The organism is Streptomyces sp. CNB091, assembly GCF_000377965.1.
Map to the genome: position 1 here is coordinate 483,814 of NZ_KB898990.1, position 13,610 is coordinate 497,423.

15 protein-coding genes are annotated in these 13,610 nt (G+C 71.9%); 3 read left to right on the plus strand and 12 right to left on the minus strand.

Features of this window, described 5'->3' with window-relative positions; all coding sequences use genetic code 11:
* Positions 1-331: 331 nt before the first annotated feature.
* Positions 332-2,233, plus strand: a complete 1,902-nt coding sequence (locus tag D581_RS0102010) for an alkyl sulfatase dimerization domain-containing protein (protein ID WP_026290100.1) — start codon at positions 332-334, stop codon at positions 2,231-2,233.
* 48 nt (positions 2,234-2,281) lie between these two features.
* Here D581_RS0102010 and D581_RS0102015 read toward each other — a convergent pair whose 3' ends face one another.
* Positions 2,282-2,944, minus strand: a complete 663-nt coding sequence (locus tag D581_RS0102015) for a GntR family transcriptional regulator (protein WP_026290101.1) — start codon at positions 2,942-2,944, stop codon at positions 2,282-2,284.
* Between the two features lie 153 nt (positions 2,945-3,097).
* Between D581_RS0102015 and lhgO the strand changes: the two genes are divergently transcribed.
* Positions 3,098-4,345: an L-2-hydroxyglutarate oxidase gene (gene lhgO, locus D581_RS0102020; RefSeq protein ID WP_018955556.1), complete on the plus strand. Its 1,248-nt coding sequence runs from the start codon at positions 3,098-3,100 to the stop codon at positions 4,343-4,345.
* A gap of 139 nt (positions 4,346-4,484) precedes the next feature.
* Positions 4,485-5,891: an MFS transporter gene (locus D581_RS0102025; protein WP_026290102.1), complete on the plus strand. Its 1,407-nt coding sequence runs from the start codon at positions 4,485-4,487 to the stop codon at positions 5,889-5,891.
* A 114-nt stretch (positions 5,892-6,005) separates the two neighbouring features.
* Here D581_RS0102025 and D581_RS0102030 read toward each other — a convergent pair whose 3' ends face one another.
* The 11 genes from D581_RS0102030 to D581_RS0102080 form a co-directional block, all read right to left on the minus strand.
* Positions 6,006-6,293 (minus strand): SHOCT domain-containing protein, encoded by a 288-nt coding sequence (locus tag D581_RS0102030; protein WP_018955558.1) that lies wholly within the window; start codon positions 6,291-6,293, stop codon positions 6,006-6,008.
* 24 nt (positions 6,294-6,317) lie between these two features.
* The gene (locus D581_RS0102035; protein ID WP_032752501.1) at positions 6,318-6,722 is read right to left on the minus strand and encodes a DUF6325 family protein; all 405 of its coding nucleotides are present in this window, start codon (positions 6,720-6,722) and stop codon (positions 6,318-6,320) included.
* Positions 6,723-6,888: 166 nt separating this feature from the next.
* Positions 6,889-7,788 (minus strand): cytochrome c biogenesis CcdA family protein, encoded by a 900-nt coding sequence (locus tag D581_RS0102040; protein ID WP_018955560.1) that lies wholly within the window; start codon positions 7,786-7,788, stop codon positions 6,889-6,891.
* Complete coding sequence (locus tag D581_RS0102045; RefSeq protein WP_026290104.1) at positions 7,785-8,564, minus strand: thioredoxin domain-containing protein; 780 nt, start codon at positions 8,562-8,564, stop codon at positions 7,785-7,787. The genes D581_RS0102040 and D581_RS0102045 overlap by 4 nt, the downstream gene beginning before the upstream one ends.
* A gap of 56 nt (positions 8,565-8,620) precedes the next feature.
* Entirely contained in the window at positions 8,621-9,136 is a 516-nt protein-coding gene (locus D581_RS0102050) for a hypothetical protein (protein ID WP_018955562.1), read from the minus strand.
* Between the two features lie 56 nt (positions 9,137-9,192).
* Entirely contained in the window at positions 9,193-9,609 is a 417-nt protein-coding gene (locus D581_RS0102055; protein ID WP_018955563.1) for a hypothetical protein, read from the minus strand.
* A 64-nt stretch (positions 9,610-9,673) separates the two neighbouring features.
* A complete protein-coding gene (locus D581_RS0102060; protein ID WP_018955564.1) occupies positions 9,674-10,078 on the minus strand; it encodes an SHOCT domain-containing protein in 405 nt (134 codons plus the stop codon).
* A 103-nt stretch (positions 10,079-10,181) separates the two neighbouring features.
* Positions 10,182-10,682, minus strand: a complete 501-nt coding sequence (locus D581_RS0102065) for an NUDIX domain-containing protein (protein ID WP_018955565.1) — start codon at positions 10,680-10,682, stop codon at positions 10,182-10,184.
* A 104-nt stretch (positions 10,683-10,786) separates the two neighbouring features.
* Complete coding sequence (locus tag D581_RS0102070) at positions 10,787-11,686, minus strand: hypothetical protein (protein ID WP_018955566.1); 900 nt, start codon at positions 11,684-11,686, stop codon at positions 10,787-10,789.
* Positions 11,683-12,696 carry an SPFH domain-containing protein gene (locus D581_RS0102075; RefSeq protein WP_018955567.1) on the minus strand — a complete coding sequence of 338 codons (1,014 nt, stop codon included), beginning with the start codon at positions 12,694-12,696 and terminating at the stop codon, positions 11,683-11,685. Before D581_RS0102075 ends, D581_RS0102070 begins: the two co-directional genes overlap by 4 nt.
* A gap of 55 nt (positions 12,697-12,751) precedes the next feature.
* Positions 12,752-13,546, minus strand: coding sequence for an SDR family oxidoreductase (locus D581_RS0102080; protein WP_018955568.1), 795 nt, complete (start codon positions 13,544-13,546; stop codon positions 12,752-12,754).
* Positions 13,547-13,610 lie beyond the last annotated feature (64 nt).

Consider the following 13,610-nt stretch of genomic DNA (forward strand, 5'->3'; position numbering starts at 1 on the left):
GAAGCAGGGTCCGGTGGGGGGTGTGCCCGCAGGACGGCCCCGGACCCTGTCCGCGCGTTACATGAATGATCGCTCGCGATTATCACACAGTGGCCACACCCCGTCATCCACGGCGACACCCGCCGGCCGTCGCCGCGGTGAGCCGGTGGGAGGGCCGGTCGGCCGAGACTCACCCCTGCGCGGCCCCTCTCCCGCGGGCACCGGCCGGGTGCCCGCGGCGGTGCCCCGGACGGCCTACACCCGCTCGTGCCGACGGATGCGCGGGGTGAGGCTGGCACTGGCCGTGTCCTGGCGGACCGGGCCCCTGTCCGCTGCCCCGAAGGAGTTCGAGATGGTTCGGAACACCGACACCAAGCCCGCCGAGCAGGCCGTCGCGCAGGCGAACGAGGCGGTCCGGCGGAACTACCCCTTCGGCGACGGCCAGGATCTTGAGGATGCGCGGCGCGGCTTCATGGGTACGGCCGAGGAGCACGTGATCCGTAATGCCGAGGGTCGCGTGGTGTGGGACCTGGGCGCCTACGGATTCCTCGACCAGGAGTGCCCGGACACGGCCAACCCGAGCCTGTGGCGGCAGAGTCGGCTCTGCTCCGACCACGGCCTCTTCAAGGTGACCGAGGGCATCTACCAGGTACGCGGCTTCGACCTGTCGAACATGACGATCGTCGAGGGCGAGCGCGGAATTCTGGTCATCGACCCGCTGCTGTGCGCGGAGACGGCCGCCGCCGGCCTCGCGCTGTACCGGGGGCACCGCGGTGACCGGCCGGTCACCGGCGTCCTCTACACCCACAGCCACGCCGACCACTTCGGCGGAGTGAGGGGGGTCATCGGCGACGAGGACGTGGCGAACGGCGTCCCGGTCCTCGCCCCGCACGGTTTCCTGGAGCACGCCGTCAGCGAGAACGTCTACGCGGGCACGGCCATGAACCGCCGTGCCGCCTACATGTACGGCGCCGCCCTGCCCAGGAGCGCACGCGGGCAGATCGGGGCCGGTCTCGGCCAGACCCTCTCCACCGGCGCGGTCGGCCTGATCCCCCCGACCGTGGACATCACCCGCTCCGGGCAGACGGAGACGGTCGACGGCATCCGGATGGTCTTCCAGCTCACCCCCGGCACCGAGGCTCCGGCGGAGCTGAACATCCACTTCCCCGGCCACGCGGCCCTGTGCATGGCGGAGAACGCCACCCACAACCTGCACAATCTGCTGACCCTGCGGGGCGCGGAGGTCCGCGACCCCAGGGTCTGGGCCCGGTATCTGACGGAATCGGTCGACCTCTTCGTCGACTCCTCCGACGTAGCCTTCGCCTCGCACCACTGGCCGGTCTGGGGCCGCGACCGCGTCCTGGCGTTCCTGTCCGAACAGCGCGACGTGTACGCCTACCTGCACGACCAGACCCTGCGCATGCTCAATCAGGGACTGACGGGACCGGAGATCGCGGAGGAGATCGTGATGCCCCCGGCCCTGGAACGGGCCTGGCACACCCACGGCTACTACGGATCCGTGAGCCACAACACCAAGGCGGTCTACCAGCGTTACCTGGGCTGGTTCGACGGCAACCCGGCCCATCTGTGGGAGCACCCGCCCGCCGAGGCCGCCCGGCGGTACGTGGAATTCATGGGCGGCGCGGACGAGGTGCTGAAGCGTGCTCGCCGCTCCTACGCCGACGGCGACTTCCGCTGGGTGGTCCAGGTCGTCAACCATGTGGTCTTCGCCGACCCGGGCGACACCGCGGCGCGGGAGCTGCAGGCCGACGCGCTGGAACAGCTCGGATACGGCAGTGAGAACGGCACGTGGCGCAACTTCTACCTGATGGGCGCACTGGAGTTGCGCCATGGCTCCGTCGGCACCCCCACCTCCACCGTCGCGCCCGACCTGCTGGCGGCCCTGACCCTTGAGCAGCTCTGCGACGCCCTCGCCATCCGGGTGGACGGGCCGGGCAGCTGGGACGCGGACATCACCGTGCGCTGGAAACTGCCCCGGAGCGAGCCCCTCACACTGCGGCTGCGCAACGGCGTGCTCACCCATGTGACCGGCACCGGTCCGGCGGCCGCCGAACCCGACGTCACGGTGGGTCTCGACGAAGCCACCCTGCGGGGGGTACTGCTCGGTGTCGTACCGCCGGACGAACTGCCGGGACGGCCGGACGTGGAGATCGTCGGGGACATCGGGGCCCTGAGCGCACTCCTCGGCCATCTCGGCACGCCCGACCCCGACTTCGCCATCGTCACCCCGTAGCACCTCCCTGACCCGGCGAACCGGCCCGCGGAACCCGAGGGCCGGGGGTCACGGTCTTTGCTGGGCGGCCATGACGTGATCGCGAGCGCCTTCGACGTGCGCGACGATCACGTGGCGTAGTGCCGACGCGTCACGGTCGCGCAACGCGTCGACCATGCGCTGGTGCTCGTCGTCGATGCGCTCCAGGTCGTGACCCGAGCGCACCCAGCGTCGGCTGTACGGCTCGACGAGGTGCAGCAGTTGGTCGACGAAGCGCAGCGTGAGCCGTCGTTCGGACAGGGCGTAGACGCGCCGGTGGAATTCGTAGTTGAGGGAGGCCCGGCCGGCGGCGTCCGCACCCCGGCGGCACATCTCGTCGGCGATCTCCTGGAGTTCGTCGATGTCCCGGTCGCGGCAGCCGCGCACGATCTCTTCGGCCAGGGGCGGTTCCATCTGCAGACGCAGTTCGAAGAGTTCGGCGATCTCGCCGTGGCTGAGCTCCGCCACGAGCATGCCGCGCTGCGGCTGGACCTCGATCAGACCTTCGGCCGCCAGCGTGTGCAGGGCCTCGCGCAGCGGAATGCGGCTCACCTTCAGCTCGGACGCGAGCTTCTCCTGCACCAGACGGGTGCCTGGGAGCAGTTCGCCGTCGCGGATGGACGTACGTAGCCGTTCTGCGATGACGGCGGCGCCGTTCCTCGTACTGCTGGGGGGCCGGACTGGTCGGGTCACCGTCTCACTCTATCTCTTGTGCACTGTCGCAGCGGCTGTATACATTCGCCTCTCTCGCAGCGAATGTATACAGCCGCTGCGGTGTCTTGTTCGCGTTGTCAGAGAGCCATCAGAGCCATCAGAGCCACCTGAGCCACCAGAAAGGCCAGTCGGATGTCACGTGCCATAGATGTCGCCGTCATCGGGGGAGGGCTGCTCGGACTCGCCACGGCCCGGGCGCTGCTGCGGGCCCGGCCCGGTCTGTCCGTCACGGTCCTGGAGAAGGAGGCGCACTGGGGCGCCCACCAGTCCGGGCACAACAGCAACGTCATCCACAGCGGCCTGTACTACGCGCCCGGCTCCCTCAAGGCCCGGCTGGCCCGGGCCGGAGGCGAGGAGATGATCCGGTACTGCGAGCAGCACGAGGTACCTGTCAAGCGCACCGGGAAGCTCGTGGTGGCCACGTCCACGGCCCAACTCCCCGGCCTGGACGCACTCGCGGAGCGCGGCCGGGCGAACGGCGTCACCGTACAGCGGCTGAGCCGCGCCGAGTTCGCCGAGCGGGAACCGCATGTCGCCGGGGTGGCCGCACTGTCGGTGGCCGACACCGCCATGACCGACTTCGGCCAGGTCTGCCGCGCGCTGGCGGCCGAGCTGACCGGACTCGGCGCCGACCTGCGCACCCGGTCACCGGCCCTCTCCTTCGCCGAGGCCGAGGGCCGTACCGTGATCCGCACGCCCGGCGAGGAACTCCGGGCCCGGATCCTGGTCAACTGCGCGGGCCTGCACAGCGACAAGGTAGCGGCCGCCGTCGGTGACCGCCCGACGGTACGGATCATGCCCTTCCGCGGCGAGTACGCCGAGATCAGGCCCGGTCGCCGGGGGCTGGTCAACAATCCGGTGTACCCCGTGCCCGACCCCGAGCTGCCGTTTCTCGGCGTGCACATCACGCCCATGCTCGACGGCTCGGTCCATGTGGGGCCCAACGCCGTGCCCGCGCTGGCCCGTCAGGGCTACCGCTGGCGCGACGTCGACCCCCGCATGGTGGGCGAGCTGCTGCGGGACCCCGCCCTGCGCGGTCTCGCGCGACGCTTCTGGCGACACGGGGTGACCGAGATCGGCCGGTCGTTGATCTGGCCGCTGTTCGTCCGCGACGTCCGCCGTCTGATCCCGGAGATCGAGAGCAGGGACATGCGGCGGCACGGAAGCGGCGTACGGGCGCAGGCGGTCACGGCGGACGGGCGGCTGGTCGACGACTTCGTCATCAGCCGCACCCCCCGCGCCGTCCATGTGCTCAACGCGCCGTCGCCCGCGGCCACATCGTGTCTCCCCATCGGCGGCCGGATCGCGGCCGACGTCTTCGAGCAACTCGGCCACGAGGAGTCCGCGCGGACCGTGCGGGAAGAGTCCGCCGCGGCCTGACCGCTCCCCGCCCCGCTCTCTGCCTCCGCCTCCGCCTCCGCCTCCGCCTTCCCTTCCCTTCCCTTCCCTTCCCTTCGTTTCGTTTCGTTTCCCTCTTCCCCTTTCCCCCCTCTCCTTCAACGGTGATCGAGGACAGCCCATGGCGAACGCCCCGCACACAGACACGCAGGACCCCGGACCATCCCCTGCCACCGCCCGCCGCCGCGTGGCCACCGCCACCATCGTGGGCTCCGCGCTGGAGTGGTACGACTTCTATCTCTACGCCTCCATGGCCGCCCTGGTCTTCGGCAAGATCTTCTTCCCGCAGACCGACGGCGCGACCGGCACGATGGCTGCCTTCGCGACGTTCGCGGCCGGATTCCTGGCCCGCCCGCTGGGCGGCATCCTGTTCGGACACCTCGCGGACCGCATCGGCCGGCGGAACGTGCTGATCATCACCTTCGTCCTGATGGGCGTCTCCACCGGGCTGATCGGGCTGCTTCCCACGTACGGGACCGCCGGACTCGCGGCCCCCGTCGCCCTGGTGATCCTGCGCATCTTCCAGGGCCTCGGCGCCGGAGCCGAGTACAGCAGCGCGGCGGTCGTCGCCTACGAGCATGCCGACGAGAACCGGCGCGGCCGCCAGGGCGCCTGGCCGGCCCTGGGGCTCAACCTCGGGCTGCTGATGTCGTCGTTGACCGTCACGGTGCTGACGACTCTGGACGAGGAGGCGCTGCTGTCCTGGGGCTGGCGCATCCCGTTCGTCGCGAGCTTCGCCCTGGCCGGCGTCGGCCTGTGGGTCCGGCGCCGCGTGCCGGAGTCGCGCGACTTCCACGACAGCCAGAAGAAGCAGGAGCGGGACGCCGCCCCGCAGCTGCCGTTCGTCACCCTGCTGCGCAAGGAGCGGCGCGGCCTTCTCGTGGTCCTGGCCGTCTCGTTGGGATACAACGCCCTCAGCTACATCTTCAAGACCTTCTCACTGGCCTACCTCTCGGACTTCCAAAACGTCTCGGCGAGCGTCGGGGCGTTCGGGATCACGCTGGCCAGTGCCACGGCCCTCGTCACCGTGCCGATCTTCGGCTGGGCCAGCGACCGCTTCGGCAGCCGCCGGGTACTGGCGGCCGGTGGTATCGCCTCGGCGCTCTTCGCCTTCCCGTTCTTCGTTCTGCTGGACACGGGAAGCTCGATCCTGATCTGGCTGTGCCTGATCATCGCGACGGGTCTGCTGGCGCCGGCCATGTTCGCCCCGCAAGGCTCTCTGCTCTCCCGTCAGTTCCCGCCGGACGTGCGGGTCAGTGGAGTCGGCACGGGGCGGGAGATCGGCGCCGCGCTCTCGGGCGGACTCGCCCCGATGGCTGCCCTGGCCATCGTCGGGGCCAGCGCGACCAACGCCACCTGGGGCGTCTCGCTCATCCTCGTCGCCGGAGCCGTCATGGTCGTCATCGGCGCCGCCTTCGACCGGGGCGCCCACCCGGTCTCTCCTCCCGTACGGCGGGACTCCGGAACCGACCTGCCTCCCGGCCCGACACCGGACCGGGAAGACGTCGGCGCGGGACAGGCCCGCTGAGGGCCGGGCCACCGGAGACCGACGAGCAGCCGAACGGGTCGGCCCGGACCGAGAACGGTCCGGGCCGGCCCGTTCACCTGCGAAACCTTCTGGCGCCCGACGCGGGACGGCCGTTCAGGACCCCAGGATGCGGGCCTTCTCGGTCGCGAACTCCTCGTCGGTGAGCAGCCCCTGGGCCTTGAGGTCGGCGAGCTGGGTCAGTTGGGACACCCGGTCCGTGCCCGCCGGCGCCGGCGCCGGGGGAGGGGGAGCTGCTGCCGGCATCTGCGGGGCCTGGGCAACCCCCTGGCGCCGCAGGTCGCGACGCTCCACCCGGTTGGAGACCGCGGTGGCGGTGCCCGAGATGACCGCGGTACGGGCGATGGTGCCCAGCAGGCCGGGCCGTCCGAATCGTTGAGGCATGACTGGCCGTCTCCTTCGTCTCTGTCAGTTGCCGTCGAGTGATGCGATCGCGTCGACGACGGCGTCCCGCGGAACGCGTTCCAGCATCACCAGCTCGCCCTCTGATCCCCGCACCGCCGCCGCCAGCCGCGCCGCCCACGTGTTCTCCCAGGCCACGACGAGTGCGGAGGACCCGTTGCCCAGGGAGTCGGACACGGTCCGCAGGTCCTCGTCGCTGAGCAGGTCGAACTGGGCGTCCGTGACCTGCCGCAGCGTCTCGGCCACCCCCGGATCGGTGAGTTCCACCACCGTGACCGAGCTGTCCGACGCCTTCGAGACGAAGGCCAGATCGAGAATCCGCACCGTCTCCTTCTGTTGCAGTTCCCGCAGTGCGGGAACGACCTGGCCGTCGAACCGGTTGCCCTCGAAGGCGATGACGGCGACGTCCACCGGCCCGACTGTGTCGGCTTGGAGACCACTGGGCACGATCAGCCCACCTTCCATGAAGTGCATAACAGATGAACCGTGACAGTTCCCAGCATCATGGACAAATGGTTCGATCGCCTGCCGACCGGGAGAGGCATCGCCGCTCCCGGTGGCGCAGGTCCCGTCACCATCAGTGGATTGTCGTCGTCTCCGTATCGGGCCCCACCGCCTTCTCCTTCTCCTTTACGTCCCGCTCCTCCGTCTCCCGCCGCCGTGATGTGCCGCGCAGGAGCACGACCGCGGCCCCGAGGGCGGCCACTCCGGCCAGCACCAACAGCAGCAGCCGGTCGGAGACCGCCCCGCCGATCGCGGACAGGCGTTCCTCCCACGCGAACTCGGTCTCGGTGCTCAGCAGTGAGGGCAGCGCCGACGTGCCGTCGAACGCCAGGAAGACCACTCCGAGGACCACGAACAGGGCTCCGCCCACGGTCGTCGTGGTGTGCAGCGACAGCGGACCCACCCTGAACACCCGGCCCCGCAGCCAGCGCCTGCGCCCGAGGTCGAACCGGTCCCACAGCAGAGCCAGGGCGAAGACGGGCACCGCCATTCCCAGGGCGTACACCGCGAGCAGTACACCACCGTGCACGGGGTCGCCGTCCACGGCGGCGACCGTCAGGATGCCGCCGAGGATCGGTCCGGCGCAGAAGCCCGCCAGCCCGTACACCGCCCCCAGGGCGAACACGGACAGGGACGATCCCGAGCGCCGCTTCCCCGCCGCCCGCGCCAGCCGCCGGGAGCCGAACCCGAAGCCGGCGATCTGCGCGACACCGAGCATGATCAGCGTCCACCCTCCCACCGCGATCAGGACGTCGCGGTGCCCGTAGAAGAGCCGGCTGGCGAACGAACCGGCAACCCCGAGGGGGACCAGCGTCGTGCACAGACCGGCGTAGAACACGCCGGTCCTCACCACAAGCCGCGTTCGGCTGGTGAACGAGTACGCGAAGAACGCCGGCAGCAGGAGTGCGCTGCACGGGCTGAGCAGGGCCAGCAGCCCCCCGAGGAACGCCATGGCCAGGCCGACGTCGCTCACCGCGCCGCCGCCTCGACGGCGTCCTTGAAAGTGGCCGTCGGCTGGGCTCCCAGAATGGGCTTGCCGTTCACGAGGAACGCGGGAGTACTGCTGACGCCCAGGCCGAATCCCTCGTCCTGGTCCTTCTCGACGGCTTCGCGCGCCTGGTCGGAAGCCATGTCCGCGCGGAACTTCGCGAGGTCCGGCACTCCGGCCTCGCGCGCCATGGCGGCCAGCCTGTCAGCGCTGAACTCGCCGGAATTGCGCTCCCGGGGCTCGGCGTAGACCACGTCGTGGAACTCCCAGAACTTCTTCTGACGGCCCGCGGCCCACCCGGCCAGCGCGGCCTGCTGGGACTCCTCGCCGAAGACGGGGAAGTTGCGCCACTCGATGCGCAGGATGCCCTCGTCGACGTAAGGCCGCAGCAGCTCCGGCTTGGTCTCGCGGGCGAACCGGCCGCAGAAGGGGCACTGGAAGTCCGAGTACTCGATCATCACCACCGGCGCGTCGGCCCGGCCGACCGCGAGCGCGTCGGAGGCGTCCCGGCGGGCGAGCGCGAGCAGACTCTCGTCGGCCGGAGCGGGGGCGGCGGAGCCGGACTCCACCGAGGTGGCTCCCCGCGCGCCGCGATCGCGCTCGTCGTCGGAGCCGTCGGAGCCGTCGAGTGTGAGGGCGAAGGCGGCGGTGGCCGCGGCCGCCAGGAGGAGTGCTCCGGCCGCGTAGGTCTTTCGGCGGGCACGGCGGGACGGCGAGGAGGGGGAGGACGGCGAGGAGGGTGATGAGGGTGATGCAGTCATGGGGATGCCTCTGAGGATGAGAGGGGCGAGGAAGAAGGAGGGGGTGGCCGCGGACGTCAGGCCGAAGCCGTGACCGGGCACCGGCTCTGGGTGGAGAGGCGCCGCAGCGCCGCTTCCGCGAGCAGCGCGACGGACGCGACGGCGAACAGCGGCTGCAGGGGGGCCCAGTAGCTCAGCGCGCCGGACGACCCGAGGAGGACGAGCACGAGCTTGTTGCAGACGGGGCAGCCCACGGCGAAGAACGACAGCACCCCGCCGAGAGCCCCCATACGGCCGTCCCGGACGGTCCCGGGGGGCTGCGTGGACGGGGGTGCGGCCGGGGAAGCGGCCGGCGGGCGGACGTACGTGCTCAGCACGAGGCCGGCCAGGACGGCGGTGAGGGCGAGGGCGGGATAGTTCCACCACTGCACGGGGACCGAGCGGCCGAACAGGGGGGTGGGCACCACATCGGTGGGCACGCCGACGGCTACGGCCGTGGCCAGGGCGCCGAGCCCCGCCACCAGCCACTGCCTGGCCTGCCACGCGCGCAGCGCCTCGCCCGCCCGGCTCCAGGAGCGCCGGGAAGAGGACATGCGGAAATCTCCGTTTCCGGATGGAAGAGATGAAGGACGCGACCGCGAGGGCCGGCCTACATCCGCAGAACGGAGAAGGTGGTGACGGGATGAGGTGGCGCCGGGCCGCCCCGGCAGAACGAGGCGCCCGAACCGGCCGCCGGCGCGGGCCCGTCCGTCCACTGCGGCGAACCGGCCGCCGGGGCGGTCCCCGCAGCGGCGTCGGAGCGCGGCGCGACGTCCTCGGCGACCATCAGTTTCTTGCCGCACGGAGCGGAACCCTCGTCGGCCGAGGGCTGCACGGCGGTAGCCGCTGCCGCCTGCGCCACGGAGATCGAGCCGGACGGCAGCGCCTCCTGCGGCGCAGACCGGCCGACCAGACAGAGCAGGCCGACCACGGCCACCAGGAGCACGAGCAGACCGCGCAGCGCGACGGTGGCCGCCGCGGGGGTCGTCGCTCGCCTCATGTACGCCTGCTCTTCCTCGAAGGTCACCCCACGATAGAACACGCGAGCAGGGCTCCGGCCCTCGGCCTCGGGCGAGGGCCGGAGCCCTGCCTCAGGCGAGCAGCTTCGCCTTGGCCCGCTCGTACTCCTCGGGGTTGAGCGCGCCCTTGTCCTTGAGCTCGGCGAGTTTCGCCAGATCCTGCACATGGTCGCTGCCGCCGGATCCGCCCTGGCTCGTCGCGGCTTCGCGCACGTAGTTGCGGAACGCCGCCTCCGAGTCCTTGGCCAGCTTCTCGTCGCGTTCGTGCATGCTGCGACCGCGGGCGATGAGGTAGATCAGCACACCCACGTACGGCAGCAGGATGACGAGGACCAGCCAGCCCGCCTTGGCCCAGCCGTTCAACGAGTGGTCCCGGAAGAGGTCGGTGACGACCTTGAACAGCAGGAAGAACCACATGACCCAGAGGAACAGGTACAGCATGGTCAGAAAGACGTCCAGGAGCGGGTAATCGTCCATGGGCCTACTCCCTATCGCACGGATGGTCCCTTATTCATACAGTGGGTCCGATTGCGCCGCATCTGTGAGACGGGGAGAGGTGCGCGGGCGGAGGAGCGGTGCGTCAGGCGCGGTTCTCGTCCGGGGCGATGCGCAGCACATGCGCGGGCGGGTGGGTGATGCCCAGCTCCGGTCGCCAGGCCGCGAGGATCTGGGCCGACGGGTCGAACAGCGCAGTCGGCAGTTCCTCGGGCGCGGTCCATCGCCAGGTGCTGATCAGGTGGGGTTCGGTCACCTCGGGGACGCCGGAGGCGAGCCGCACGACGGCCGCCATGCTGATGCGGTTGATCCCGCCGATCACGTCGTGGACCATCGCGACGACGTCCACGGCTGCCTCGTCGACCATCAGGCCCGTCTCCTCGCGCAGCTCCCGGGCGGCCGCCGCGGCGATCGACTCGCGCGTCGCGTCGACCTTCCCGCCCGGCAGCTCCCACGTACCGCTGTGGTGCCGGCCCATCAGTACGCGTCCCCGGCCGTCCTCGACGATCACGCCGACCCCGAGGGCCGCCTGTGCCGTGGGCGGGCGGGTGTTGCGGGCGGGCTCGGTGACAGGGTCGGCTGACATGGTGCTGGTTCTCCGCTCTTCGGTGCCGGGTCCGGACCACCGTAGCGAAGCGACTCGGGCGGCCCGGGCGACCCGGGCGGCCCGGGCGGCGGTCGCGGGTGCGCTCATGTCACCAGGCGCAGCGACCTCTCCGCGATGCCGAGCCGTACGCTCTGCCCCCAGGTCAGCTCCAGGGCGTCGGACTCCATCCCGTCCCCGAAGGCCACGACCCGGTCCGACTCGACGGTCAGCCGCAGCCCCTGCCCGCGTCCCAGTTCGCCCGCCACCCTGGACGTTCCGGTCGCGGGGGAGGGCCAGGCCTCGCGGACGAACCACAGGAGGCGCGCGTCGCACGGCGCGGGCAGCGGCAGGGCGCCGCCGCGCTCCAGCCACAGCGAGCGCAGCCACCCGGTGGCTCCCGTGCCGGTGCCGACCAGCACGCCGGAGGAGGCCTGCGCCTCCCCGGGGGTGCTCTCGCCGTCGGGGCCCAGGCGGTAGCGGGCCGTCTGGTGGCCGGGCGGCCCGAGGTAGATCTCGTTGAGGGCGAGGAGGCGCTGCGTGTCGTCGGCGACGGCCTCGACCATGGTCAGCTCATCGGCGCTCCCGCCGCCGGCGGTCGCGGCGCGCAGCAGGGCGGCCGCGTCGGCGTGCCGGTGGCGGACCAGGACACCGGGGTTGCGCCCCGGGTCGGTGTCGATGCCCACGACCGGCTGCCCGGACAGGTACTTCGCGGTGTTGGCGACCAGCCCGTCCTGGCCGACCACGACCACCACGTCCTCCGGGGCGAACAGGAAGCGGTCCAGGTCGGCCCGCTCCACCCGGGAGCTGCGCCAGGTGAGCGGCACCGCCGCCGCCACCTCCCGCAGCGCACGCCGGTTGTCCTCGTGGCGGCGGGCCACCTCGTCGATCGAGCGCCCCCGGCTGGACAGGAAGAACGCGGCCTGCCCGTGCGTCCCGTGCCGGGCGAGCAGCTCCTCGTACTCCGTCCGCCGGTGGACGAGCACCGCCCGGGGCGCCAGGCTCACGCGCCCGCCCCGCCTTCCGGGCGCCCGAGCTTGGCGAGCAGCCCGGTGAGCACGTCGGGGGAGAGGGTGATGCTCTCGACGCGCGGCAGGTTCTCCGCGAGCCGGGTCGCCGCCAGGGCGTGCAGCGTGGCCGGATCGGCCTCGCCGTGCACCCGCAGCCAGGCGGCCTGGGCCTCGGCCCGCGCCGCGCCCGTCTCGCGCGCCGCCTCGGCCTCCGCGCGGGCCAGGCGCACCGTGCGGGCCGCCTCCGCCTCGGTCCGTACGCCGTCGGCCGCGGCCTTCTCCTCGGCCTCGCGGCGCGCGTTGGTGCCGCGCTGGTCGACCAGCTGCTCCTCGCGCCGGGCCAGTTCGATCTGGCTGGCCAGCTCGTTCTCGGCGATGGCGCGTTCGCGCTCGACGGCCACGGCCCGCCGTTCGTAGGTGGCCCGGTCCGCCTCCTGCTGGATCTGCTCGCGGGCCGGGGTGCGCAGGGCGCGCTCGACCTCGGCCTCGGGGCGGATCGCGACGACGCGCACGGCCACCACGTCGATGCCGGTGGCCGGGAGGCGGGGCTCGGCGGTGAGTCCGGTGGCGACCCGTTCGCGTACGGAGGCGACGCCGTCGACCAGGGCCGCCGCGAGCGGGGTGCGGGCCAGTACGTCCAGTGTGTGCTGCTGCGCGGTCTCGGTGAGGAGGGTGGCGATCTGCTCCAGCGGTGCGCCGCGCCAGCTCCCGGTGTCCGGGTCCACGGAGAAGTCGAGCCGGTTCGCCGCCTCGGCCGGATCACTGATCCGGTAGGTGACGGTGGCCTGCACGGTGACGTCCTGGAAGTCGGCCGTACGGGCGTGGAACGCCATGGCCAGCTCCCGGTCGTCGACCGGTACTTCGGAGAGCGCCGCCGACAGCGACCGGTACCAGAAGCTGAGCCCCTGGCCGTCGTGGGTGAGCCGGCCGCGGTGGTGGTGGCGGATGTGGGCGGTGGGCGCGGAGCGCAGGTGGCGCCAGCCGAAGCGCCGGGTGATATCGGCCATGGTGAGGACCCCTTCGATTTCGTCAGTACGACGATAAGGGGAGGGGTGAATAGAGTCAAGGTGACGAAAAGGGGGGTGTGGTCCGGCGGGCCGCATGCCTGGCCGGGATCTCGCCGCCCCCGTGCACGGCGAGATCGGCGCCGTTGACGTACGAGGAGAGGTCGCAGGCCAGCCAGAGACAGGCCCGCGCCACGTCGTCCGGTTCCGCCAGTCGTCCCATCGGGACGATGTCCGCCACCGCCACCGCGGCCCCGTCGTCGTACAGTGCGGTGGCGTTCTCGGTGCGGATGGGGCCCGCGGTGATGTGGTTGACCCGGACCCGCGGCGCCCATTCGAGGGCCAGTGCCCGGGTCAGCCCGAGCAGGCCCGCCTTGGCGGCGGAGTAGGCGGCGGTGCCCGGCTGCGGGTCGTGGGCGGAGACGCTGCCGATGTTGATCACGCACCCGCCGTCCGGCTGCTCCCGCATCACCAGGTTCGCCGCCTGGGCCGTGTAGAAGGGGGCGAGGAGGTTGAGCGCGACCACTCTCTCGACGAAGCGCGGCGATACGGTCGCCGCGTCGGCGTCCGGGGAGCCGCCGGCGTTGTTCACGAGCACGTCCAGTCGGCCGAACCGTTCGGCGGTCGCGGTGACGAGATCCGCGGCCGCCGAGGGGTCCCGCAGGTCGGCGGCCCGGAACGAGGCCTCGCGCCCGCCCGTCGACGGCAGGGTGGCCGGCGCCCCGCGGCCGCAGACCATGACGTCCGCGCCGCTCGCGAGGAAGGTCCTCGCCAGTGCGGCCCCCAGGCCCCTGGTGCCGCCGGTGATCAACACCGCACGCCCGGTGAAGTCCATCGCGTGGAGCTGCTCCATGGTCCGCCTTCACTTCTGGTTCCGGGGTGCCGCCTTCAGCGGGCCCGGCCGGGAATCACTCCGG

What these genes read in the sequence shown, in the direction of transcription:
- D581_RS0102075 (WP_018955567.1), bottom strand. Translation starts at nt 12,696, where the DNA reads ATGGCCGATATCACCCGGCGCTTCGGCTGGCGCCACCTGCGCTCCGCG.
- lhgO (WP_018955556.1), top strand. Translation starts at nt 3,098, where the DNA reads ATGTCACGTGCCATAGATGTCGCCGTCATCGGGGGAGGGCTGCTCGGA.
- D581_RS0102080 (WP_018955568.1), bottom strand. Translation starts at nt 13,546, where the DNA reads ATGGAGCAGCTCCACGCGATGGACTTCACCGGGCGTGCGGTGTTGATC.
- D581_RS0102065 (WP_018955565.1), bottom strand. Translation starts at nt 10,682, where the DNA reads ATGTCAGCCGACCCTGTCACCGAGCCCGCCCGCAACACCCGCCCGCCC.
- D581_RS0102025 (WP_026290102.1), top strand. Translation starts at nt 4,485, where the DNA reads ATGGCGAACGCCCCGCACACAGACACGCAGGACCCCGGACCATCCCCT.
- D581_RS0102050 (WP_018955562.1), bottom strand. Translation starts at nt 9,136, where the DNA reads ATGTCCTCTTCCCGGCGCTCCTGGAGCCGGGCGGGCGAGGCGCTGCGC.
- D581_RS0102010 (WP_026290100.1), top strand. Translation starts at nt 332, where the DNA reads ATGGTTCGGAACACCGACACCAAGCCCGCCGAGCAGGCCGTCGCGCAG.
- D581_RS0102060 (WP_018955564.1), bottom strand. Translation starts at nt 10,078, where the DNA reads ATGGACGATTACCCGCTCCTGGACGTCTTTCTGACCATGCTGTACCTG.
- D581_RS0102045 (WP_026290104.1), bottom strand. Translation starts at nt 8,564, where the DNA reads ATGACTGCATCACCCTCATCACCCTCCTCGCCGTCCTCCCCCTCCTCG.
- D581_RS0102030 (WP_018955558.1), bottom strand. Translation starts at nt 6,293, where the DNA reads ATGCCTCAACGATTCGGACGGCCCGGCCTGCTGGGCACCATCGCCCGT.